This window comes from Pseudomonas syringae (assembly GCF_021605415.1).
Lineage (GTDB): Bacteria > Pseudomonadota > Gammaproteobacteria > Pseudomonadales > Pseudomonadaceae > Aquipseudomonas > Aquipseudomonas syringae_S.
In genome coordinates this window covers 14,349-35,577 of the sequence record NZ_WKEQ01000049.1, presented here as the reverse complement: position 1 = coordinate 35,577, position 21,229 = coordinate 14,349, and the positions used below count along the sequence as shown (strand labels likewise).

Genomic DNA, 21,229 nt, shown 5'->3' with positions numbered 1-21,229 from the left:
AAGTGGCGGGGCTTTTTTCCGTCCAGCAGTCCAATTCGCCACCCTCCGCACCTGATCCATACTTGCTGCATCGGCAAGGAGGACAGCGCCATGCAACGCAGCGACGTACTCATCATCGGCGCCGGCCCTACCGGCCTGGTGCTGGCCCTGTGGCTGAGCAAACAAGGCATCCGCCCGCGCATCATCGACAAGTCTTCCGCCCCCGGCACGACCTCCCGCGCGCTGGCGGTACAGGCGCGTACGCTGGAGTTGTACCGGCAGCTGGATCTTGCCGACGCCGTGGTGCAGAACGGCCACAAAGTCGCGGCGGCGAATTTCTGGGTCAAGGGCAAACCCGTTGCGCGGCTCCCACTCAGCCATATTGGCGAAGGCCTGACACCCTATTCGTTCATGGAAATATTCCCTCAGGACGAACACGAACGCCTGCTGATCGAGCGACTTGAAAGCTTCGGCGTGCGAGTCGAACGCGACACCGAACTCGAAAGCTTTGAAGAAACAGCCGACGGCCTCACCGCCCACCTGCGCCTGCCGAACGGCACGCAGGAAGTCTGTCAGGCCTGTTACCTCGCGGGGTGCGATGGCGCCCGTTCAAGCGTGCGCAAAAACCTCGACACAGGTTTCCCCGGCGGCACCTATCAGCAGGTTTTCTACGTGGCGGATGTGCAGGCCAGCGGTCAGGCACTCAACGGCGAATTGCATCTGGATCTGGACGAAGCGGATTTTCTCGCCGTGTTCCCGCTGGGCGGCGAAGGCCGCGCACGCTTGATCGGCACCGTGCGCGACGAACGCGCCGCGCAACCGGAGAACGTGCAATTTTCTGACGTCAGCAGCCGTGCCATCGAACACCTCAAGGTGCGCATCGAAGACGTTAACTGGTTTTCGACCTACCGCGTGCATCATCGCGTGGCGGAGCACTTTCGCAGTGGCCGCGCCTTCCTGCTCGGCGATGCTGCTCACGTACACAGCCCCGCTGGCGGCCAAGGCATGAACACCGGCATCGGCGATGCGATCAACCTGGCCTGGAAACTCGCCGCCGTGCTCAACGGCGGCGCCGAAGCACAGCTGCTCGACAGCTACGAAATCGAACGCATCGCCTTCGCCCGGCGTCTGGTGTCGACCACCGACCGCGTGTTCACGTTCGCCACCGCCGAGGGCCGTGTGGCTGACTTGCTGCGCACGCGCCTGGCCCCGTTTGTGATTCCGAAAGTCGCCTCACTGGAGGCTGGACGCGAGTTTCTCTTTCGCACGGTCTCGCAGATCACCCTCAACTATCGCGGCATGCCGCTGAGCGAAGGCGCGGCCGGGCATGTTCACGGCGGCGACCGTTTACCGTGGGCCCATGATGGTGAGGGGGATAACTTCGAGTCGCTGAAGCAGCCTGTCTGGCAGGTGCACGTTTATGGCGACACCAGTGACGAAATGATTGCCTGGTGCAGCGAACATCATGTGCCGCTGCACGTGTTCGACTGGCGACCAGCGTTTGAAACGGCGGGGCTTGGGCGCAACGGGTTTTACCTGTTGCGGCCGGATACGTATGTGGCGATTGCCGATGACAGTGCTGATCCGAAGGTGATCGAACGGTATTTGCACGATCACGGGATCAGGCCGTTTTTTTGATGCCCCTGAAACACCAAAACCTGTGGGAGCTGACTTGCCAGCTCCCACAGGGTAAGGCGGTGTCGCTCAGATCCCGGCCAGTGCCAGATCCATCGCGAAGTAAGTGAAGATCAAATCCGCACCCGCGCGCTTGATCGCACCGAGGCTTTCACGCACCACGCGATCTTCATCAATCGCCCCGGCCTGGGCGCCGAACTTGATCATCGCGTACTCGCCACTGACCTGGTAAGCCGACAGCGGCAGGTTCGAGGCTTCACGAATGTCACGGATGATGTCCAGGTACGCGCCAGCCGGTTTGACCATCAGCGCGTCGGCGCCTTCCTGCTCGTCCAGCAGCGATTCGCGCAAGGCTTCGCGACGGTTCATCGGGTTCATCTGGTAGCTTTTGCGATCGCCCTTCAGCGCACTGCCACCGGCCTCGCGGAACGGGCCGTAGAGCGCCGATGCAAACTTGGTCGAGTAGGCCATGATCGGCGTTTGCGTGAAGCCGGCAGCATCCAGCGCCCGACGGATCGCGGCCACCTGGCCGTCCATCGCCGCCGACGGTGCGATCACGTCAGCGCCGGCTTGCGCGGCCATCACCGCTTGTTTGCCGAGGTTGATCAGGGTCTGGTCGTTGTCCACTTCATGGTTGTGCATGACGCCGCAATGGCCGTGGTCGGTGTACTCGCAAAAGCACGTGTCGGACATCACGATCATCTCCGGCACGGCGTTCTTGGCAATCCGCGAAATGCGCGAGACCAGACCGTCCTCGCGCCAGGTATCGCTGCCATCGGCATCCAGATGATGGGACACGCCGAAAGTCATCACTGACTTGATCCCGGCGCGGGCGAAACGCTCGATCTCGCTGGCCAGTTTACGCTCGGGAATGCGCACCACACCGGGCATGCTGTTGATGGGCACGAAGTCGTCGATCTCTTCTTCGACAAAGATCGGCAGCACCAGATCGTTTAGCGTGAACTCGGTTTCCTGGAACAGGCTGCGCAGGCTCGCATTGCGGCGCAGACGGCGTGGACGTGCTTCGGGGAACTGACTGGACATGGGGCCTTTCCTGAAAACGGCGAATGAGACGAAAGTCGTAGGGGGCGAAGCTTATGCCTTGCGAGGGGTGGGGACAAACCTTGATCGCTCAAGACTGCGTTACGGCGCAAGTAACAATCCCCAAACCACAACGCAACCCTGTGGGAGCTGGCTTGCCAGCGATAGCGGTAGATCAATCGAAACAGAGGTCGGCTGTACTGACGCCATCGCTGGCAAGCCAGCTCCCACAGGTATTCAGTACAACTATAAAGTCAGCGTTCCGCTGATGCAGGTGACCACCGATCCACCAACCCAAATGTCTTCGCCCATCTGTTCGATCTGGATTCGCCCCGCACGACCCATGGTCAATCCCTGGCTCACCAAATATTTAGCTGGCGCCAGCCCTTCGGCCAACAACCATTGGGCAATCCCGGCATTGAGACTGCCGGTGGCCGGGTCTTCCGGCATGCCGTCACCGGAAATGAACGCACGCACTTCAAAGTGCGCGTCGTCGCCGTCGCGCTGGAGGTTCCAAGGTGCAATCACGCCGACCGCCAGACCGAGCATCTGTGAATGATCCGGTTCGAGCGTCAGCACCTGTTGCCGATCCGCAAGCATTACCGCCAACCAACCGGCGCCGTTGTCGACCCATTGCGCGCGCACGATGGCGCCGTCTTCCAGCCCGAGTCCGCGTTGCACCCGCGCCAGTACGTCGGGCTCAACCGGCCCGGTGCGCAGCAATGGCGGCGCGAGAAACGCCAGCTCTGTGCCCTGACGCCGTACACGCACCAGCCCGACGCCGCACTCCTGAATAATGTCCTCGCCCTTGGGCACCCCGCCCGCCTCCAGCCAGGCGTGGCACGTGCCCAAGGTCGGATGGCCGGCGAACGGCAGTTCGCTCACGGTGGTGAAAATCCGCACGCGGTAATCGGCGCGCGGGTCCTGCGGCTCGAGGATGAACGTGGTTTCACTGAGGTTCGTCCACGCGGCAAACGCGGCCATGCGCTCATCGCTCAGCGAGTCGGCGCCGAACACCACGGCCAGGGGATTACCCTTGAGCGCGACATGGCTGAACACATCCACCTGTTTGAAATCGAAGTGCCCTGTCACGAAGGGATCGTCAGCCCGCGTGCCACGGCCGGCCGTGCGAGGAAACGCTCCAGAACCCGCGTGACATTGGGGAAGTTCTGGATGCCGACCAGATCGCCCGCCTCATAGAAACCGATGAGGTTGCGCACCCACGGGAATGTGGCGATGTCAGCAATGGTGTAGCGCTCGCCCATCAACCAGTCGCGGCCTTCGAGACGCGTATTGAGCACGCTGAGCAGGCGTTTGCTTTCCTCGACATAACGATCGCGCGGGCGCTTGTCTTCATAATCCTTGCCGGCGAATTTGTTGAAGAAACCGAGCTGACCGAACATCGGGCCGATGCCGCCCATCTGGAACATCAGCCACTGAAGGGTTTCGTAGCGCAACGCGCCTTCCTGGGCCAGCAACTGGCCGCTTTTGTCCGCCAGATAAATCAGGATCGCGCCCGACTCGAACAACGGCAACGGTTGGTCTTGCGGCCCGTGGGGATCGAGAATTGCGGGGATTTTGTTGTTCGGGTTCAGCGAGAGGAATTCAGGAGACGTCTGGTCGTTGTTCTCGAAGCCCACACGGTGAGGCTCGTAGGGCAGGCCGATCTCTTCGAGCATGATCGACACCTTGACGCCGTTGGGGGTCGGCAAGGAATAGAGCTGAATCCAGTCAGGGTACTGCGCCGGCCATTTCTGGGTGATCGGGAACGCGGACAGATCGGTCATGTGTAGCATCCAGTCACAAATGAAAGGCCGATCATAAAGTACGTGCCGCCATTCCGTACAACAGGATAAACATCCCTTTCTGTTGATCCTTCCCACGCTCCCCGTGGGAATGCAGCCCGGGACGCTCCGCGTTCCTGACCCGGTCAAAAATTCGCGACCTGCGGCAGCGCCCACACGAACCGTAACATCCTGTGGTTATCGTTGGGTTCTGGGCGGTCAGGGTTACCGCTAGAGTGCCGTCCACGGGCCCAGATCGAACTAACGGGCCGTGGATGACTCTGAGTCTTACCTTTTAAACAGGGAAATGAATCACGACAGGGAAACACCCGGAGCTGGGAGCCCGTGGTGCAAGGTTTGTCAGCCTTAACCGCAACATGCTGAAGAACTTTTTATTCGATGATCAAATTTCTGAATTTCGCCAAACGCTTCAAACATCGCGCCTACATCGCCCTGCCTTCCCTGCTGGCAGTCAGTGGGCTGTTTCTGTCGCTCGAGTCCAGCGAAAGCCGCGCGCAACCGGTCGATGGTACTCAGACGCTGGTATTCCTGCGCCACGCGGAAAAACCCGAGGGCGGCCTCGGCCAGCTCAACTGCCAGGGACTCAACCGCGCCATCGACCTGTCGACCCTGCTGCCGGAAAAATTCGGCAAGGCCGATTACGTATTCGCCGCGAACCCGACGCGCAATGTCGAAGAAGGCGAGCTGGACAACTCCTACAGCTACATCCGGCCGTTGATGACGATCAGCCCCGCCGCCATCAAACTGGGCTTGCCGGTGAATATCGAGTTTTCCGCCAATGACACCAGCGACCTGGCTCGGGAGTTGATTGGTGACAAGTACCACAACTCGACCATTTACACCGCCTGGTCTCACGGCTATTTGCCAGAGCTGATCAACAAGGTGGCCGGCCGGGCCGTGGGTGAGAAGCAGAACATCACCGATGACTGGGAGTCAGGTGACTACGACTCGCTGTACGTGCTGACCCTGACCTGGCACAACGGCAAGGCCAGTTTGCAGAGCCACAGTTACAAGCAGGGGCTGGACAACGGGCAGGAGACTTGCCCGACCTGATTTTTTAGCGCCTGATCGGGCCTCATCGCGAGCAGGCTCGCGCCTACAAGTCCTCTGTAGGCGTGAGCCTGCTCGCGATGAGGCCAGAGGCCCCACCCTCACTTCTGTTGGCTGACTCTTTCGCGCAAATACTCAATCACCGCTCCCTGCTCCCCCGCAAATTCGATCCGCCCGCCCTTCTTCTCACGCTGGAACACATACATCGGGTCGTAATACTCGCGCAGCAATCCTTCGATCCAGCCGCGATGCAAATCCACCGCACCGCTGCGCCCCTGCTCGGCCAGTGCGTCTTCCATCAAGATCAGCAGCCGCCGATGACGCTCGCCCCCGAGGCGTTTCTGCACGTTGTTCAAACTGGCCAGCAAACGCTCGGAGAACAACACGAAACCTTCCTCGCCATGCACGGCGCTGAACTCTGCGAACAGATCCACCACGTAATCGCGAAGAATGCGCTCCACCCGGTTTTCAAAACTGTCTTCCAGCCAGACCATCGGAAACTGCTGCATGCCCTGATACAGCGGCAACGGCAATGCGCAACTGCCAACCACACGGCTTTCGTCTTCGAGCACGAACTGCTCGATGCCGGCGGCGCGTTTCTTGAGCAAATCCACCGCCAGACGATTTTCGAAATCGATGTTCGACGGCTGGCCCGTGGCGCGTTTGCCGAAGCTCGAACCGCGATGATTGGCGTGCCCTTCCAGATCCAGTCCGTTGCGCAGTTGCACCAGCGCTTCGGTCTTGCCGGTGCCGGTCATGCCGCCCAGCAGCACGAAATCGCACTCAGCGACGGCTTGATCGAGGGTGTCGAGCAGGAACGTGCGCATCGCCTTGTAGCCGCCGCCAATACGCGGATAGTCGATGCCTGCTTCGTGCTTGAGCCATTGCTGGACGATCTGTGAGCGCAGCCCGCCGCGAAAACAATACAAGTAGCCGTCGGGATGCGCCCGGGCAAACTTGGCCCAGGCTTCGATGCGCTCGGCCTTCACGTCACCTGCCACCAACTGATGGCCCAATTCGATGGCCGCTTGCTGACCACTTTGCTTGTAGCAAGTGCCGATGCGCTGGCGTTCGAGGTCGTTCATCAGCGGCAGATTGATCACGCCGGGAAACGCGCCTTTGTGAAACTCGATCGGCGCGCGGGCGTCCATCATCGGCCGGTCGTTGAGGAAAATGTCGCGGTAGTCGGTGCAGTCGACGGACATCAAATCACCTCGACCGCGTGGCTCTGTCGCTCAACCAGTTCGCCAATTGGCGCAAGGTTCAGGCCCAGTTCGGCGGCCACGGCGAGGAATTCATCGTTGCCTTCAGGGGTGACGGCGATCAGCAGGCCACCGCTGGTCTGCGGGTCGCACAGCACGCGTTTGTGAAGTTCCTGCACGCGGCCGACCTTGCTCGAATAGCTGTCGAAATTGCGCAGCGTGCCGCCGGGGACGCAGCCTTGTTCAAGGTAATACTCGACGCTGTCCAGACGCGGCACGCGGTCGTAGGCGATGCGCGCGGTGACCTGACTGCCGTCGGCCATTTCCACCAGGTGCCCGAGCAGGCCGAAACCGGTGACGTCGGTCATCGCCGTGACGCCGGCGAGTTTGCCGAACCGGCTGCCGGGTTTGTTCAACGTACACATCCAGTCGCGGGCCACACCGACGTCCGAGGCGCGTAACTTGCCTTTCTTTTCGGCCGTGGTGAGGATGCCGATGCCCAGCGGTTTGGTCAGGTACAGCAGGCAACCGGCGGTGGCGGTGTCGTTGCGTTTCATATGGCGTTTTTCCACCAGACCGGTGACGGCGAGGCCGAAGATCGGCTCCGGCGCGTCGATGGAATGACCGCCGGCCAGCGGAATGCCCGCAGCGTCACACACCGCGCGGCCGCCGCGAATCACTTCGCGCGCGACTTCCGGGGCCAACACATTCACCGGCCAGCCGAGAATTGCGATGGCCATCAGCGGATCACCGCCCATCGCGTAGATGTCGCTGATTGCGTTAGTCGCGGCGATACGGCCGAAATCGAACGGGTCATCGACAATCGGCATGAAGAAGTCGGTGGTCGACACTACGCCGCGTTCGGCATCGATTTCATACACCGCCGCGTCGTCGCGCGAGGCATTGCCGACCCACAGTTTCGGATCAAGGTTCTGCGCGCCGCTGCCGGCCAGAATCACTTCCAGCACTTGCGGGGAAATCTTGCAGCCGCAACCGGCGCCATGGCTGTATTGGGTCAGACGAATCGGCTCGCTCATCGGAGAGGTCTCTGGCAGGAAATGGGGCGGATTCTAGCAGAGCGGGCCAGCGACTGATCGTTCCCATGCTCTGCGTGGACTTGCGTGAAGGGACGCTCCGCGTTCCAGCTCGCGAATGGGAACGCGGAGCGTCCCGGGCGGCATTCCCACGCGGAGCATGGGAACGATGACCCTTTGTGCAGGAGCTGCCGGAGGCTGCGATCTTTTGATCTTGCTTTTCCTACAGAGATTTCGCAGGTAACAACTTGCGGCTACATGACCTTGCACCATTGCCTACAAACCCGCCAGAATCCGCCGGCTTGAGGGTAAGGCGGGTTGCTTTTATCGTGGGTCGGTCGCTGGAAAGGTTCAGCGACCGGGCTTGGCGGCTCGTACATAATTATCCAAAGGCATTCCGCGTCTATGGCGGATTGCATAAGGATTCCTTCGGGAATGCCGGGTTTTGGATAAATTGACCGGTCCGCCAATCTTGTGCAATCCGCCACCCAACCTGCTTGGCGGCAGACGGTGGTCTCTCAATTTATCCAACGAGGTTCCACACATGATCAAACCAACACCGAATCCGCCAGACCGCATGCTAGGCCACAACGGTGAAACTGAAACTCGCAGTCTCGCCTGGGAATTTTCCGGACGATAAAGATAACCTGTTAGAAATACCGGTTTTTTAGATCGTTGCGCGATGAGGGGTAGATCGCGCTGATCTGAGACGCCGACCGGCGCTAATCAAAATCAAAAGATCGCAGCCTGCGGCAGCTCCTACACATTGTAAAAGCCCGGCTTGCCAGCGATGGCGCCAGGTCGCTCGCCCAAGATGAGCCAACGACGGCAACCGCCGGACAATCCAACTGAATTTTCCACGCCCGTGGCGTTCCCTTACTTATCACAGGGAGGAATACGGGCTTTATGAACAACGCAAAACTGTATGTCATCGAATACACCCTTCATGGCTCGCCCAAATCGTTCATTATCCGACAGGAAAAAATGGACAACGCCGAGGCTTGGCATTGGGCTAGCTGCGACGCAGGGGTGGGCCGCATCCCGCGTTTCGGCCGGGAAAAAGTGCAGAAAACCAGCAAACCGATGGCAGAGAAATTCGGCGTCGAAAACGTCACTTGGCGCCCGACAAGCTAGGTTTGAAAAATGCTGCCAATCAGGGGGACGTCATGACGATCATCAACAGCCCGGCACATCTGGACTACGGCCTGGACACCCTGTTCGGCCGAATCACTAAAAGCGCGGAGTGCCGGGTCGGCCTCGAACAAGTCACCGACGACCCCTTCCGCTTCGCCCTGCGGGTATCGGCGCCGCTGCCGGAAGACCTCGAAAAAGCCAAGACCGTCGTACTGCGCGTAGAGGGTCGAACACTGCAAGGCACCGTCCGCCACACCGAACGGCTCGACGACGAAGGCCTCAAACTGGAAGTGGAGCCCGATTAGGCTCCACTTTTTTATCGATGGATCAGTGTGCGCACTTACAACCTTCGTGCGCACATTCCTCACCATTCTCATGGTGCTTGGCACATGCCTCACAACAGAAATGCTTGCCGTGACGCACGACAGGATGCTCACCGAGCTTGCAGTCGCATTTCGGACAATCGCAGGTTTTATCAGCCATTGCACAGACTCCATTTTTGATGGTCGTCCGGTGCCCAAAAAGCACCGTTGTCTGACTGTAGAGGGTGCGGCGATGGGAGCGTTCAAAATGATTTGAAATGCCCCGCTCCCCTGTAGGCGCAGCCTGCGGCAGCGCCTACACAGGGCACTCAAGAAGAACGCACACTACTGCGATACATAAACACCAAAGCCAACCCCAAACACACCATCGCCAGCACCCGGCTCATCGACAAATCAATCGCCGGATTCCCCAGCCAGCCGAAATTGTCGATCAGCATCCCCATTCCCAACTGCCCGACGATCACCGCCACAGTCGCCACCGCCGTGCCCACCCGAGGCACCGCGCCGACCATCACAATCATGTAAACCACCCCGAACAACGCCCCGCTCAACTGCCACTTCGGCACATCAAGCAAACTCATCGCATGGGCCGGCTCAAAAAACAGAATCAACAACCCGGTCACCACTGCCCCGACTGCAAAGGTCAGCAAGCTACTGCGCAAAACCCCGACAGACTCACCCAGCCGCCCGTTGATCGCCGCCTGCACGCTCAACACCGCGCCGGCCAGCACCACCACCGCCAACAAAATCACCAGACTCATCTTTAACCCCGCGCAATCAGAACAAGTGCCGCCACGATCAACGCCAACGCCAGCCAGCGCTCGCCGTTGACCTTTTTACGCGCAGCGCCGAACCAGCCGAAATGGTCGATCAACACACTCTTGCCAACCTGTCCCGACAGAATGGCGATCATGGTCATGGCGATGCCGATGTGCGGCGTAGCCAAGGTCAACACCACTACATAGATCGGCCCGAGAAAGCCGCCGATCAACTGCCAGCGCGGCAGTTCATTGAATGCCGGGCCTTGCTGCCGACCGCTGAGCAACAACAGCAAAAACAGAATTGCCGCGCCGACCCCGAAGATGCTCAGCGTCGCCCACAGATGTCCGACCTGCACACCCAGAGGCCCGAGCAGCCCCGCTTCCACCGACAAACCCATGCCGGCCATGATCACCAGCGGCAGGAGCAACAGGCGCAATCCCGATTTGCTGGCCGGCGTCGTAGCCACTTTCACTTCATCCGACGTTTGCATACACATGACCCGAACAAGAAAAAACGATGGCGCGGATTATCGGCTGGCGCAGCTTTGCGATAAATGGGAGCATCCGGATAACACTTTTGCGTAAACTGCACAGCGGGAACGAACATGCACGGGCTCAACGAACTGGGATTCAAGGCGCTACGGCTCTTTGTGGCGGTGCTCGACCACGGCAGTTTCTCCGAAGTCGCCCGACGCGAGGGCGTGGCGCCCTCGTCGATCTCCAGGCAGATCCAGTTGATGGAACAGGCACTCAATCAGCAATTGCTCTACCGCCATACCCGCGCCGTGACGCCGACCGAAGCCGGGCGCATGCTCGGCCATCACGCGCGATTGGTGCTGGTGCAACTGGAAGAGGCCGAACAGGCCTTGCAGGAACAACAAAGTGAGCCCACCGGCCTTGTGCGAATCAACGCCCCCGTGGTGTTCGGCCAACGGCACCTGACGCCGTGGCTCGGCCAGTTGTGCGCGCGCTACCCGAAACTGCAACTGGATATCCAGCAGACCGACCATTACGTCGATCCGCTACAGGCAGGCGCAGACTTGTTGTTTCGCATCGGCCCGCTGCACGACTCAAGCATGCAGGCACGGATTCTGGCGCCCCATCGCTTTCAGGTCGCCGCCAGCCCGGCCTATCTCCAGCGCCATGGCACGCCAAAGCACCCGGAGGATCTCGCCCATCATCAATGCCTGGCGTACAAGGGCGCAGCCGGCCAGCAACGCTGGTTTTTCCGCCGGGGTCAGGAAGACTGGACGCCCTACTCGGTCAAAGGCCCGATCACCGGCAACCACGCCGACACCCTCACCCAGGCAGCGGAGCAAGCCCTGGGGCTGGTGATGTTTCCGTCATGGTTGATTGGCGAGGCCGTGCGCGAAGGCACGTTAGTGCCGGTGCTGGGTGGGCATCAAGTGTCAAACAGTGTTGAGCCGCAACAAATCGCCGTGCTCTGGCCCGGGAGCCGGCGGTTGTCGGTGAAAGTGCGGACAGTGATTGATTTTTTTGTCGAGTGTTTTGGAGAAGTGCCTTATTGGGACCGGCCCTGATGAAATCCCTGTAGGAGCGAGCAGGCTCGCTCCTACAGGTTTCGGTGTGGTTCAGATTCGGAACTGGCCGACTAATGTGCCCAACCGTTGACCGAGATCCGCCAGGCTGCGTGACGTTTGCGCGCCCTGCTGGGTTTCATCGGCGACGTTATCCACCGCCACGGCAATCTGATGCACGCTGCGATTGATCTCCTCGGCCACCGCCGTCTGCTCTTCAGCCGCACTGGCGATTTGCGCGTTCATGGTGTTGATGGTCGCAATCAGCTGCGCCATTGCATCCAGCGACGCCCCGGCTTCATTGGCCTGGGCCGACGTCCCGTCACCGGCCTCGCTCGAACGGCGCATGGCTTCCACGGCCGAACGCGTGCCCGCCTGCAAGCGGTCGATCATGCCCTGGATTTCCTGGGTGCTGATCTGCGTGCGACTGGCCAGCGCGCGCACTTCATCGGCCACCACCGCAAAACCGCGCCCGGCTTCACCGGCCCGCGCCGCTTCGATCGCGGCATTGAGCGCCAGCAAATTGGTTTGTTCGGCAATCGAACGGATCACCCCGAGCACGCTGACGATCGACGATACGTCCTGCTGCAAACTGTCCAGCGACACACCGCTGCTGCGAATGTCGTCCACCAACGCGTGAATCTGCTCGATGCTGCCGGCCACGACGCGCTTGACGGCCTGGCCTTCTTCATCGGTCTGCTGGGCGGCGACGGCGGCGCTCTGTGCGCTCTTGGCGACTTCCTGGGCGGCCGCAGACATTTCGTTGATCGCGGTGGCGACCTGATCGGTCTCGTGACGCTGGCGCTCCATGGCTTGATCGGAGCGCTGGGCCTGATCGGAGACCTGATTGACCAGGCCGGTCAGTTGCGAGGTCATCTCGGTGATCTGCCGCACAAGGCCGTGGATTTTGTCGACGAAACGGTTGAACGAGCCGGCCAACTCGCCGAGCTCATCCTGGCTGGTGATGCTCAAACGTTTGGTCAAGTCACCCTCGCCCGCCGCGATGTCGTCAAGGCTGGCTTTCATCTGGGTCAACGGGCGCAGGATGGTATTGGCCAGTAACAGGCCCACCGCCGCAATCACCAGCAACATCACCAGTGCAACGCCGACGATATTCAGCACCATGCCTTGCATGCGCTCATCTACTTTGGCTTCGACCGCCGCGACTTCGGCCTCGATGCCGTCGAGGTTGACCGAGGTGCCGACCGCCATGTCCCACTTGGACAAATACTCGGTGTAGCCGAGTTTAGGCACCAGCACTTTGGGGTTGCCCGGCAGCGGCGAGCTGTATTCGAGATAGTGAGTGCCGTCCTTCGCCACTTGCACCAGGCCACGGTTGACGTAGACACCATTCGGGTCGCGGTTGTCCTTGAAGCTTTTGCCGACACCGTCAGGATCGTTGGCCTTGAACAGGCGCACGATGTTGGAGTCGTAGCCGAAGAAGTAGCCTTCCTTGCCGTAATTGATGCCCGACAGCAACTTGACCACTTGGGCCCGCGCGGCCTCATCACCCGGTGCGGCAGCGTCGTACAGCGGTTTGATCGCAGTCATCGCCACGGCGACGTAGCTTTGCAGGGTGGCTTTGGCGTCATTGAGCAGACGCTCGCGGGTTTGTTCGACTTCCTTGTGGGCTTGCTCCTGCAAAATGAACAGGGTAGTCAGGCTGATGACCAGCGCAAACAGCAACACCGGAAGGATGGCCAAAGAAAGAACTTTGGCCTTGAGGCTCAGGCGCATGGGGACTCACTCTTTTGATTTTATTGGCGTGGTTCAAAAGTATTAACGGCACGCCCGTGCAAAAGTTGAGTGCAAAAAAAATCGCAGCCGTCAGCTGCGATCTTTCGCCCGTTGATCGTTCCCATGCTCCGCGTGGGAACGATCACGTCCTCTTGGTGCTTTAAATCACAGAACCATCGCCGCCACCCAACCAAACGCCAGCAACGGCAGGTTGTAGTGCAGGAACGTCGGCACCACGGTGTCCCAGATGTGGTGATGCTGGCCGTCGATGTTCAGGCCGGAGGTCGGGCCGAGGGTCGAGTCCGACGCCGGCGAACCGGCATCGCCCAAGGCGCCAGCGGTGCCGACGATGCAAACAATAGCGATCGGATCAAAGCCCAGCTGCACGCACAGCGGCACAAAAATCGCCGCCAGAATCGGCACCGTGGAAAATGACGAACCGATGCCCATGGTCACCAGCAATCCCACCAGCAACATCAGCAGAGCGCCGACGCCTTTGCTGTGATTGATCCACGCGGCGGACGATTCGACCAGAGTTTGCACCTCACCGGTGGCCTTCAATACTTCGGCAAAACCGGAAGCGGCGATCATGATGAAGCCGATCATCGCCATCATCTTCATGCCTTCGGTGAACAAGTCGTCCGTGTCACGCCACTTGACGATGCCTGACACCGAGAAGATCAGGAAACCGGCCAGTGCCCCGATAATCATCGAATCCAGCAGCAGTTGAACGACGAACGCACAGGCAATCGCCAGACCGGCAACCAGCAAACTCAGCGGGTTGTATTGCACCGCCACTTGCTCGACCTGCCCGATCCGGCTCATGTCGTACACACGTTTCTTGCGATAGCTGAAAAACGCAATGGCCAGACCCGTGATCATGCCCAGCGCCGGAATACCCATGGCGTGGGTGACATTGATGCCGCTGATGTCGACGCCACTGCGAGCGACGTTGGCCAGCAGGATTTCATTCAGGAAGATGTTGCCGAAACCCACTGGCAAGAACATGTACGGCGTGATCAGACCAAAGGTCATCACACAGGCGATCAGCCGGCGATCCAGTTGCAGCTTGGTCAGCACATAAAGAAGCGGCGGCACCAGCAGCGGAATGAACGCGATGTGGATCGGCAGGATGTTCTGCGAAGCGATGGCCACCACCCAGAGCAGACCGATCAGCAGCCATTTGACGCTGCCGCCGCCGCTGGCATGTTGGCGATCGACCATCGCCAGCGCCTTGTCGGCCAGCGCATGGGCCAGGCCGGACTTGGCGATCGCCACAGCGAAAGCGCCAAGCATCGCGTAGGACAACGCCACCGTCGCCCCGCCGCCCAGACCGCTGTTGAACGCCTTGAGCGTGGCATCGATGCCCAGACCGCCGGTCAGGCCACCGACCAGCGCACCGACGATCAACGCGATCACCACGTGCACGCGAGACAGACTGAGGATCAGCATCACGCCAACCGCCGCAATGACTGCATTCATTCGGGTTACCTCAAAAACACTGCGGTGAAGCCATCACCGCCAGACAGAAAACGCCCGCCCGGCATTGCCCGGAGGCGGCCGACGGATTGAAAAAAAGGGTCTTATTAAAGGGCGCGCACTGTGCCGCAAGCAGCGGCAAGCTGCAAGTTTAAAGCGGCAAGCTGACCGATCTTCTCTTAAACGCTTGCAGCTTGAGGCTCAAGAAAGCGGCTGTTAAGCCGCTACAGTGCAAAGTCTCAGATAAATATCGAATAAGGACACCCCCCATGTCGTTCAGGCACCTCTCCATTCAATGGAAGATCACCCTGCTCGCCGGCCTTTGCCTGGCGGGTATCGTGACGCTATTGGTGGGTCTCTCGCTGTATCGCATGGCGCACAGTTCCGGCTTGGTGAAGGCATCGAGCATGGAAATGCTGACCGAGTCGGCCCAGGCCCGCATCGAGTCGCAGGGCGAAGTGCAGGCATTGGGGATTCGCCAGCAGTTCATGGACGCCTATCAATATGGCCATGGCTTTTCGCGTCAGGTGCTGTTTTTGCGCGAACAGGCCGAGAAACGCTTCCTTGATGCCTTCGACTTGCGAGAAGACATGACCCGTCAGGTCAAATCCGCGCTGCAAGCCAACCCGCAACTGCTCGGCCTGTCGCTGGTGTTCGAAGCCAATGCGCTGGACGGCAAGGATGAACTCTTCGCCGATCAGACTGAACTGGGCAGCAATGACAAGGGCCGCTTCGCTCTGTACTGGTCACAACCGACACCGGGCAAGGTGACGTCGATGGCGCTGCCGGAAAGCGACATGGCCGACACCCGCACCGGCCCCAGCGGCCAGGCCGCCAACGCCTGGTTCACCTGCCCGCGCACCACGCTCAAACCCTGCGTGATCGAACCGTACTTCTACGTGATCGACGGCCAGAATGTGCTGATGACCAGCATCGTGTTTCCGTTGACGGTGGATGGCAAAGTCATCGCCTCGCTGTCGGTGGACATCAACCTCAACAGCCTGCAAGCGACCAGCCAGAGTGCGAGTAAAAAGCTCTACGACGGCCAGACCGCCGTGAGCGTCGTCAGCCCCGCCGGCCTGCTCGCCGGTTACAGCCCGGACGCCGGCAAGCTCAGCCAGCGCCTTGATGCCGTGGACAACACCAGCGGCGCCGAACTGCTGCGCCTGCTTGCCGCCAGCAACAGCGTCAGCAGTTTGCACAGCGGCGGGCAGCTGAAAGTGTTGTCGCCGTTCCAGCCGATCCCCGGCGGCCCGTATTGGGGCGTGCTGCTCGATGTGCCGGAAAAAGTACTGGTGGCCCGCGCCGAGGCACTCAAGCAACAACTGGATGCCAGCAACGCCACCGGCACGCTGATGGAACTGGGGCTTGGCGCTTTGGCTGCGTTGATTGGCCTGCTGTTGATGTGGCTGACCGCTCGCAGCGTGACCCGACCGATCCTCGGCGTGGCCCATATGCTGGAAGACATCGCCAGCGGTGAAGGCGACCTTACTCGCCGACTGGCTTACGACAAGCAAGACGAACTCGGACAACTGGCCGGCTGGTTCAACCGCTTTCTCGACAAACTGCAACCCATCATTGCCGAGGTGAAGCGCTCGGTGCAGGACGCGCGCAACACCGCCGACCAATCCTCGGCGATTGCCACCCAGACCAGCGCCGGCATGGAGCAGCAATATCGCCAGGTCGACCAGGTCGCCACCGCGTCCCACGAAATGAGCGCCACCGCACAGGACGTCGCCCGCAGCGCCGCGCAAGCCGCCGAAGCAGCGAAGGATGCTGATCGCGCTACCCGCCAGGGCCTGACCGTGATCGACCGCACCACCGCCAGCATCGATCACCTTGCCGCTGACATGAGCGCGGCGATGGTTCAAGTCGAAGGCCTGGCCGCCAACAGCGAGAAAATCGGCAGCGTGCTCGAAGTGATTCGCGCCATCGCCGAACAGACCAACCTCCTCGCCCTCAACGCCGCCATCGAAGCGGCCCGTGCCGGTGAAGCCGGACGCGGCTTCGCGGTGGTCGCCGATGAAGTGCGCAATCTGGCGCGGCGAACTCAGGAGTCGGTGGAGGAAACGCGTCAAGTGATCGAGCTGTTGCAGAGCGGCACACAAGACGTGGTCGGCTCGATGGGCAACAGCCATCGTCAGGCCCAAGGCAGCGTCGAGCAAGTGGGCCAAGCCGTGACGGCGTTACGTCAGATCGGTGAAGCGGTGACGGTGATCAGCGACATGAACCTGCAGATCGCCAGTGCCGCCGAAGAACAAAGCGCAGTGGCCGAGGAGATCAATAACAATGTCGCGACCATTCGCGATGTGACGGAATCGTTGTCCGGGCAGGCCAATGAATCGGCGCGGGTGAGCCAGGCGCTGAACAGCCTGGCGAATCAGCAGCAGGGTTTGATGGACCAATTCCGCGTCTGAAAAGCCCCGTGTGCAGGCTGCGATCTTTTGATCGATCGTTCCCATGCTCCGCGTGGGAATGCCGCCCGGGACGCTCCGCGTTCCTGACGACAGTCAAAAGATCGCGGCCTGCACGGGATTAGCGGCGTGGTAGTTGGATCAAGACTTTCAAGCCGCCCCACTCGCTTTCTTCCAGCGACAACGTGCCGCCCCACGTATCGACGATATCCCGCACGATGCCCAAGCCCAAACCATGCCCGTCAGTCTGTTCATCCAGCCGCGTGCCGCGACTGAACACCTGCGCCCGCTGAGCTTCGGGAATCCCCGGACCGTCATCCTCGACGCTCAATTCGAAACCGTCAGCCGTTTCGACCACGCTCAAACGCACCTCGGCATCCGCCCACTTACAGGCGTTGTCGAGCAGATTGCCAAGCAGCTCCAGCAGATCCTCGCGATCCCACGGCAGATGCAAACCCTGGGGCGCCACGTAACTCAGCGCCAGATGCTCGCCATGGATCATGTTCAACGTCGCCAATAGCCCGGGCAACTCCTTGTCGCAATCAAACAACGCCCCCGGTAATGCATCGCCGGACAACCGCGCGCGATTGAGTTCGCGGTTGAGCCGCTGCTGCACCTGCTCCAGTTGCTCCTTGAGGATCTTGCGCAGCTCTGGATGGGCATCGAGTTTTTCGTTCGACGCCAGGCTCAACAGCACCGCCAGCGGCGTCTTCAAAGCATGACCAAGGTTGCCCAAAGCATTGCGCGAACGCTTGAGGCTATCTTCGGTGTGAGTCAGCAAATGGTTGATTTGCGCCACCAGCGGTTCCAGTTCCACTGGCACTTGATCGTCGAGTTGTGAGCGCTTCCCCTGCTGCAATTGCGCGATCTGTTCGCGGGCCTTTTCCAGTGGCCGCAAGGCGCGGCGCACGGTGATCCGTTGCAGCAGCAAAATCAGCAACAACCCGGCCAGACCGAGCGCGAGGCCGATTTGCTGCATGCGCAGGAAACTCTCGCGTACCGGCGTGTAGTCCTGGGCGACGCTGATGGATATCGCCTGGCCAAGCCGTCGATAGTCCGAACGCAAGACCAGCAGTTGCTGGCGCTCCGGACCCAATTGCAGATTGCTGTGCAGCCCGGGATGGTCAAGACGCGGCAGCTCCTGATCCCACAGCGAGCGGGAGCGCCAATGGCTGTCGGCAAAGTCGATGCGGAAATAGTGGCCGGAAAACGGCCGCTGATAAGCCGGCGACAGGTGCCGCTCATCCAGCTGCAAGCCTTGCGGCCCGCGCACCAGTGCCGCGAGCAGGTTTTCGCTGTCGTTGCGCAGGCCGGCTTCGAGGTAACGCTGCAAGCCCACTTCGAACAACCACAGACTGGTTTGCGCCAGCACCAGGCCGACAATCACCATCACGCTGATCAGGCCGAGGCTCAAGCGGCGCTGGATCGACCTCACTGCGCTTGCCCGCCGAACAGATAACCCTGGCCGCGACGGGTTTCGATCACGCTGCGCCCCAGTTTGCGTCGCAAGTGGTTGACGTGGACTTCGAGCACATTGGAGTCGCGCTCGGTCTCACCGTCGTAGAGGTGTTCGGCGAGGTGGCTTTTCGAGAGGATCTGTTCCGGGTGCAGCATGAAGTAGCGCAGCAGACGGAATTCGGCGGCGGTGAGCTGGATGTCCGTGCCGTCACGGGTCACGCATTGCCGCCCTTCGTCGAGGTGCAGACCGGCCGCTTTCAACGTCGGCTGGTTGGCCTGGCCCTTGGAGCGGCGCAACAACGATTGAATGCGCAGGTGCAGTTCTTCGGGATGAAACGGCTTGGTCAGGTAATCGTCGGCGCCGGCCTTCAGACCTTCGATGCGCTCGGCCCAGGAACCGCGTGCGGTGAGGATCAGCACCGGCGTCGCCAGGCCACCGGCACGCCACTGCGTCAACACGTCCAGCCCGGGAACGCCGGGCAGGCCGAGGTCGAGGATGATCAGATCGTAGGGCTCGCTGCTGCCCTGATAGACCGCATCGCGGCCGTCCGCCAGCCAATCCACCGCGTAGCCCTGGCGGTTAAGGCCGGCCATCAATTCGTCCGCCAGGGGCACGTGGTCTTCCACCAGAAGCAAACGCATCGGTCAATCTTCCTTGTCTTTCAATAAACGGCCGGTAGCAGCCTCTAGATCCAGCTCACGCACCACGCCTTCGGTGGTCAGCAGCTCGACTTCATAAATGTAGACGCCATGCTTTTCCTCAAGCTCGGCCTCCAGCAACTTCGCGCCGGGGTAACGGGCGAGCGCCTGCTCCAGCAATTGCTCCAGTGGAAGAATCACGCCTTGCTGACGCAGGCGAAGGGCCTCGTCCTGATCCAGATCACGCGCCATCACCACCGAACAGAACGCCAGCAGCGCCAGGGCCGTGCGGCTGCGCAAGCGCAGGTGCGAGAGAAAATACGCCTTCATTAATTATCCTGATGATCCTTGAGCACCTGCCCGCTGACCGCGTCCAACTCCAGATCCCACTCGATGCCTTGAGCGTCGCGCATATCCACTTGATAGATGAATTTGCCGTACTTCTCTTCAAGCTCGGTATCGGTGATCGTGGCGCCCGGGTGTTTGGCCAGGGCATTGGCGTTGAGCTGGTCGTAAGGCGCGATAGTACCAGCGTCGTGCAACGCCTGGGCCTCATCAGGGCCAAGATCGCGGGCATGGGCCACGCTGGCGGTCATGCCGATCAACGAAGCGAGGGACAGGGCAGTCAAGGTTTTCATCGGTGTCTCCGTATTTTTTATGTGTTGCTTACGGCCATCACTTTAGCGATCTGAACTTAACTGAAACTGAATTGCCATCATGGATAGCAGCATCACGCCACCACCCCGCCCCGTGTAGACGCTGCGGTTTTTTTGATTGATCGTTCCCATGCTCCGCGCGGGAATGCCGCTCGGGACGCTCCGCGCTCCTGACGACAGGCAAAAAATTCAGCCTGCGGCAGCTTCTACAGGGGTTTGTGCATTGTGCTTATAATTTGCCGCTTGCCAGAGATCGAGACTGTATGACCGCCATCCACATCAAATTCCCCGCCCTCACCTTCAAGGCCGGCCCGCGTGCCATGGCGCGCATTCGCGCCCAAGGCTTGAACGCCGCCGACGTCGGCACCCTGCCCGGCGCTGCCGGTGGGCCGAAGGCGTTAGGGATTCAGGGGCTGGATCTGGCGCTGTTTGGCGAATGGCTGCCGTCGGCACCGCGCGAGCGTTCGCTGATCGGCGCCTCGGTGGGTTCATGGCGCTTTGCGAGTGCCTGTCTGCCGGACGCCGCTGCAGGGATTCGCCGTCTCGGGCATCTGTACAGCGAACAGGATTTCGCCAAAGGCGTGACCATGGCGCAGATCAGCCAGAGTTCGCAACGCATGCTCAATGATCTGCTCGACGGTCGCGACGCGAGCATTCTCGAAAATCCCCACTATCGGCTGAACATCATGGTGGTCCGAAGCCACGGTGGGTTGGCCGACGATCATCGCGGCCGACTCGGGCTGGCGCTCGGTTCAGTAATCGCCGACAACCTGAGGGGCCGGGCGCGGCTGTCGCGACACTTCGAACGGCTGATCATCCACGACCCGCGCCTGGCGCCGCCGGTCAATGCGCTGAATGACTTCCCCTCACGCTTCGTCGCCCTCGACGCCGGCAACCTGCGCCAGGCGCTGCTGGCCTCGGGCTCGATTCCGATGGTCATGGAAGGCGTACGCGATCTGCCGGGCGCCGGTGAGGGGACGTTCCGCGACGGTGGTCTGCTCGACTATCACCTCGACCTGCCGTACTCCGGCGATGGCATCGTGCTCTATCCGCACTTTACCGATCGAGTGATTCCCGGCTGGTTCGACAAGACGTTGCCATGGCGGCGCGCCTGCACCACGCGCTTGCAAGACGTCTTGCTGCTGGCGCCGTCAAAGGAATACCTGGCGCGCCTGCCCTACGGAAAATTGCCGGATCGTAACGATTTCAAACGTTTCATGGGCGATGCCCCGAGCCGGCAGAAATACTGGCGGGCCGCGATGGACGAGAGCCGACGCCTGGGCGACGAGTTTCTCGAATTGAGCGCCAACGGTCGCCTCGCCGAGCGCTTGCTGACCCTTTAGT

The 21,229-nt window shown here is 60.7% G+C and carries 21 protein-coding genes and 1 pseudogene; 8 read left to right on the top strand and 14 right to left on the bottom strand.

The window, feature by feature from the left end; translation table 11 throughout:
• Nucleotides 1-90: 90 nt before the first annotated feature.
• Nucleotides 91-1,617 carry an FAD-dependent monooxygenase gene (locus GIW69_RS24190; protein ID WP_236485290.1) on the top strand — a complete coding sequence of 509 codons (1,527 nt, stop codon included), beginning with the start codon at nucleotides 91-93 and terminating at the stop codon, nucleotides 1,615-1,617.
• A 66-nt stretch (nucleotides 1,618-1,683) separates the two neighbouring features.
• On the opposite strand, the gene hemB is transcribed toward GIW69_RS24190, so the two are convergent.
• From hemB to GIW69_RS24175, 3 genes are all read right to left on the bottom strand, one after another.
• Entirely contained in the window at nucleotides 1,684-2,658 is a 975-nt protein-coding gene (gene hemB / locus GIW69_RS24185; RefSeq protein WP_236485289.1) for a porphobilinogen synthase, read from the bottom strand.
• Nucleotides 2,659-2,901: 243 nt separating this feature from the next.
• Nucleotides 2,902-3,747: a PhzF family phenazine biosynthesis protein gene (locus GIW69_RS24180; protein ID WP_236485288.1), complete on the bottom strand. Its 846-nt coding sequence runs from the start codon at nucleotides 3,745-3,747 to the stop codon at nucleotides 2,902-2,904.
• On the bottom strand, nucleotides 3,744-4,442 hold the full coding sequence (locus tag GIW69_RS24175; RefSeq protein WP_236485287.1) for a glutathione binding-like protein: 699 nt from the start codon (nucleotides 4,440-4,442) through the stop codon (nucleotides 3,744-3,746). Before GIW69_RS24175 ends, GIW69_RS24180 begins: the two co-directional genes overlap by 4 nt.
• A 396-nt stretch (nucleotides 4,443-4,838) precedes the next feature.
• On the opposite strand from GIW69_RS24175, the gene GIW69_RS24170 reads away from it, so the two are divergent.
• A complete protein-coding gene (locus tag GIW69_RS24170) occupies nucleotides 4,839-5,513 on the top strand; it encodes a histidine phosphatase family protein (protein ID WP_236485286.1) in 675 nt (224 codons plus the stop codon).
• Nucleotides 5,514-5,611: 98 nt separating this feature from the next.
• Here GIW69_RS24170 and mnmH read toward each other — a convergent pair whose 3' ends face one another.
• Together mnmH and selD are read right to left on the bottom strand one after the other, a co-directional pair.
• Nucleotides 5,612-6,715 (bottom strand): tRNA 2-selenouridine(34) synthase MnmH, encoded by a 1,104-nt coding sequence (mnmH, locus tag GIW69_RS24165; protein WP_236485285.1) that lies wholly within the window; start codon nucleotides 6,713-6,715, stop codon nucleotides 5,612-5,614.
• Complete coding sequence (gene selD / locus GIW69_RS24160; protein ID WP_236485284.1) at nucleotides 6,715-7,749, bottom strand: selenide, water dikinase SelD; 1,035 nt, start codon at nucleotides 7,747-7,749, stop codon at nucleotides 6,715-6,717. Before selD ends, mnmH begins: the two co-directional genes overlap by 1 nt.
• Nucleotides 7,750-8,652: 903 nt before the next feature.
• Between selD and GIW69_RS24155 the strand changes: the two genes are divergently transcribed.
• Together GIW69_RS24155 and GIW69_RS24150 are read left to right on the top strand one after the other, a co-directional pair.
• Nucleotides 8,653-8,880: a DUF6555 family protein gene (locus tag GIW69_RS24155; RefSeq protein ID WP_236485283.1), complete on the top strand. Its 228-nt coding sequence runs from the start codon at nucleotides 8,653-8,655 to the stop codon at nucleotides 8,878-8,880.
• A 32-nt stretch (nucleotides 8,881-8,912) separates the two neighbouring features.
• A complete protein-coding gene (locus GIW69_RS24150; protein ID WP_236485282.1) occupies nucleotides 8,913-9,185 on the top strand; it encodes a hypothetical protein in 273 nt (90 codons plus the stop codon).
• A 22-nt stretch (nucleotides 9,186-9,207) separates the two neighbouring features.
• Here GIW69_RS24150 and GIW69_RS24145 read toward each other — a convergent pair whose 3' ends face one another.
• The 3 genes from GIW69_RS24145 to GIW69_RS24135 all read right to left on the bottom strand — a co-directional run bounded on the left by GIW69_RS24145 (nucleotide 9,208) and on the right by GIW69_RS24135 (nucleotide 10,455).
• A complete protein-coding gene (locus GIW69_RS24145; protein ID WP_236485281.1) occupies nucleotides 9,208-9,363 on the bottom strand; it encodes a metallothionein in 156 nt (51 codons plus the stop codon).
• A gap of 148 nt (nucleotides 9,364-9,511) precedes the next feature.
• Nucleotides 9,512-9,964: a DMT family transporter gene (locus GIW69_RS24140; protein ID WP_236485280.1), complete on the bottom strand. Its 453-nt coding sequence runs from the start codon at nucleotides 9,962-9,964 to the stop codon at nucleotides 9,512-9,514.
• Between the two features lie 2 nt (nucleotides 9,965-9,966).
• Entirely contained in the window at nucleotides 9,967-10,455 is a 489-nt protein-coding gene (locus GIW69_RS24135; RefSeq protein ID WP_236485279.1) for a DMT family transporter, read from the bottom strand.
• 114 nt (nucleotides 10,456-10,569) lie between these two features.
• Here GIW69_RS24135 and GIW69_RS24130 point away from each other — a divergent pair, with 114 nt between their 5' ends.
• On the top strand, nucleotides 10,570-11,505 hold the full coding sequence (locus GIW69_RS24130; protein ID WP_236485278.1) for a LysR family transcriptional regulator: 936 nt from the start codon (nucleotides 10,570-10,572) through the stop codon (nucleotides 11,503-11,505).
• Nucleotides 11,506-11,556: 51 nt separating this feature from the next.
• On the opposite strand, the gene ctpM is transcribed toward GIW69_RS24130, so the two are convergent.
• Both ctpM and GIW69_RS24120 read right to left on the bottom strand, forming a co-directional pair.
• Entirely contained in the window at nucleotides 11,557-13,239 is a 1,683-nt protein-coding gene (gene ctpM / locus GIW69_RS24125; RefSeq protein WP_236485277.1) for a methyl-accepting chemotaxis protein CtpM, read from the bottom strand.
• Nucleotides 13,240-13,404: 165 nt separating this feature from the next.
• Nucleotides 13,405-14,721, bottom strand: coding sequence for a Na+/H+ antiporter NhaC family protein (locus tag GIW69_RS24120; RefSeq protein WP_236485276.1), 1,317 nt, complete (start codon nucleotides 14,719-14,721; stop codon nucleotides 13,405-13,407).
• Nucleotides 14,722-14,987: 266 nt separating this feature from the next.
• Here GIW69_RS24120 and GIW69_RS26490 point away from each other — a divergent pair.
• Both GIW69_RS26490 and GIW69_RS26485 read left to right on the top strand, forming a co-directional pair.
• Nucleotides 14,988-16,277, top strand: a pseudogene (locus tag GIW69_RS26490) (cache domain-containing protein); the annotation flags it as partial.
• A 102-nt stretch (nucleotides 16,278-16,379) separates the two neighbouring features.
• Complete coding sequence (locus GIW69_RS26485) at nucleotides 16,380-17,135, top strand: methyl-accepting chemotaxis protein (protein WP_496570956.1); 756 nt, start codon at nucleotides 16,380-16,382, stop codon at nucleotides 17,133-17,135.
• Nucleotides 17,136-17,253: 118 nt separating this feature from the next.
• On the opposite strand, the gene GIW69_RS24110 is transcribed toward GIW69_RS26485, so the two are convergent.
• Genes GIW69_RS24110 through GIW69_RS24095 form a run of 4 tightly spaced genes read right to left on the bottom strand, consistent with a single transcriptional unit; the run spans nucleotide 17,254 to nucleotide 19,867 of the window.
• Nucleotides 17,254-18,567: a sensor histidine kinase gene (locus GIW69_RS24110; protein ID WP_236485274.1), complete on the bottom strand. Its 1,314-nt coding sequence runs from the start codon at nucleotides 18,565-18,567 to the stop codon at nucleotides 17,254-17,256.
• Entirely contained in the window at nucleotides 18,564-19,232 is a 669-nt protein-coding gene (locus tag GIW69_RS24105; RefSeq protein ID WP_236485273.1) for a response regulator transcription factor, read from the bottom strand. The genes GIW69_RS24110 and GIW69_RS24105 overlap by 4 nt, the downstream gene beginning before the upstream one ends.
• Before the next feature lie 3 nt (nucleotides 19,233-19,235).
• Nucleotides 19,236-19,559 carry a PepSY domain-containing protein gene (locus GIW69_RS24100; protein ID WP_236485272.1) on the bottom strand — a complete coding sequence of 108 codons (324 nt, stop codon included), beginning with the start codon at nucleotides 19,557-19,559 and terminating at the stop codon, nucleotides 19,236-19,238.
• Nucleotides 19,559-19,867 (bottom strand): PepSY domain-containing protein, encoded by a 309-nt coding sequence (locus GIW69_RS24095; RefSeq protein ID WP_236485271.1) that lies wholly within the window; start codon nucleotides 19,865-19,867, stop codon nucleotides 19,559-19,561. The genes GIW69_RS24100 and GIW69_RS24095 overlap by 1 nt, the downstream gene beginning before the upstream one ends.
• Before the next feature lie 281 nt (nucleotides 19,868-20,148).
• Here GIW69_RS24095 and GIW69_RS24090 point away from each other — a divergent pair, with 281 nt between their 5' ends.
• Nucleotides 20,149-21,228 carry a patatin-like phospholipase domain-containing protein gene (locus GIW69_RS24090; protein WP_236485270.1) on the top strand — a complete coding sequence of 360 codons (1,080 nt, stop codon included), beginning with the start codon at nucleotides 20,149-20,151 and terminating at the stop codon, nucleotides 21,226-21,228.
• Nucleotide 21,229: the final 1 nt, after the last annotated feature.

Excerpts from the sequence above, each read along its gene's own strand:
- GIW69_RS24155 (WP_236485283.1), top strand. The coding sequence starts at position 8,653 with ATGAACAACGCAAAACTGTATGTCATCGAATACACCCTTCATGGCTCG.
- selD (WP_236485284.1), bottom strand. The coding sequence starts at position 7,749 with ATGAGCGAGCCGATTCGTCTGACCCAATACAGCCATGGCGCCGGTTGC.
- GIW69_RS24095 (WP_236485271.1), bottom strand. The coding sequence starts at position 19,867 with ATGAAAACCTTGACTGCCCTGTCCCTCGCTTCGTTGATCGGCATGACC.
- GIW69_RS24140 (WP_236485280.1), bottom strand. The coding sequence starts at position 9,964 with ATGAGTCTGGTGATTTTGTTGGCGGTGGTGGTGCTGGCCGGCGCGGTG.
- GIW69_RS24120 (WP_236485276.1), bottom strand. The coding sequence starts at position 14,721 with ATGAATGCAGTCATTGCGGCGGTTGGCGTGATGCTGATCCTCAGTCTG.
- mnmH (WP_236485285.1), bottom strand. The coding sequence starts at position 6,715 with ATGTCCGTCGACTGCACCGACTACCGCGACATTTTCCTCAACGACCGG.
- GIW69_RS24135 (WP_236485279.1), bottom strand. The coding sequence starts at position 10,455 with ATGCAAACGTCGGATGAAGTGAAAGTGGCTACGACGCCGGCCAGCAAA.
- GIW69_RS24190 (WP_236485290.1), top strand. The coding sequence starts at position 91 with ATGCAACGCAGCGACGTACTCATCATCGGCGCCGGCCCTACCGGCCTG.
- GIW69_RS24145 (WP_236485281.1), bottom strand. The coding sequence starts at position 9,363 with ATGGCTGATAAAACCTGCGATTGTCCGAAATGCGACTGCAAGCTCGGT.
- GIW69_RS24175 (WP_236485287.1), bottom strand. The coding sequence starts at position 4,442 with ATGACCGATCTGTCCGCGTTCCCGATCACCCAGAAATGGCCGGCGCAG.
- GIW69_RS24130 (WP_236485278.1), top strand. The coding sequence starts at position 10,570 with ATGCACGGGCTCAACGAACTGGGATTCAAGGCGCTACGGCTCTTTGTG.
- GIW69_RS24150 (WP_236485282.1), top strand. The coding sequence starts at position 8,913 with ATGACGATCATCAACAGCCCGGCACATCTGGACTACGGCCTGGACACC.
- GIW69_RS24090 (WP_236485270.1), top strand. The coding sequence starts at position 20,149 with ATGACCGCCATCCACATCAAATTCCCCGCCCTCACCTTCAAGGCCGGC.
- hemB (WP_236485289.1), bottom strand. The coding sequence starts at position 2,658 with ATGTCCAGTCAGTTCCCCGAAGCACGTCCACGCCGTCTGCGCCGCAAT.
- GIW69_RS24105 (WP_236485273.1), bottom strand. The coding sequence starts at position 19,232 with ATGCGTTTGCTTCTGGTGGAAGACCACGTGCCCCTGGCGGACGAATTG.
- GIW69_RS26485 (WP_496570956.1), top strand. The coding sequence starts at position 16,380 with ATGGAGCAGCAATATCGCCAGGTCGACCAGGTCGCCACCGCGTCCCAC.
- ctpM (WP_236485277.1), bottom strand. The coding sequence starts at position 13,239 with ATGCGCCTGAGCCTCAAGGCCAAAGTTCTTTCTTTGGCCATCCTTCCG.
- GIW69_RS24170 (WP_236485286.1), top strand. The coding sequence starts at position 4,839 with ATGATCAAATTTCTGAATTTCGCCAAACGCTTCAAACATCGCGCCTAC.
- GIW69_RS24100 (WP_236485272.1), bottom strand. The coding sequence starts at position 19,559 with ATGAAGGCGTATTTTCTCTCGCACCTGCGCTTGCGCAGCCGCACGGCC.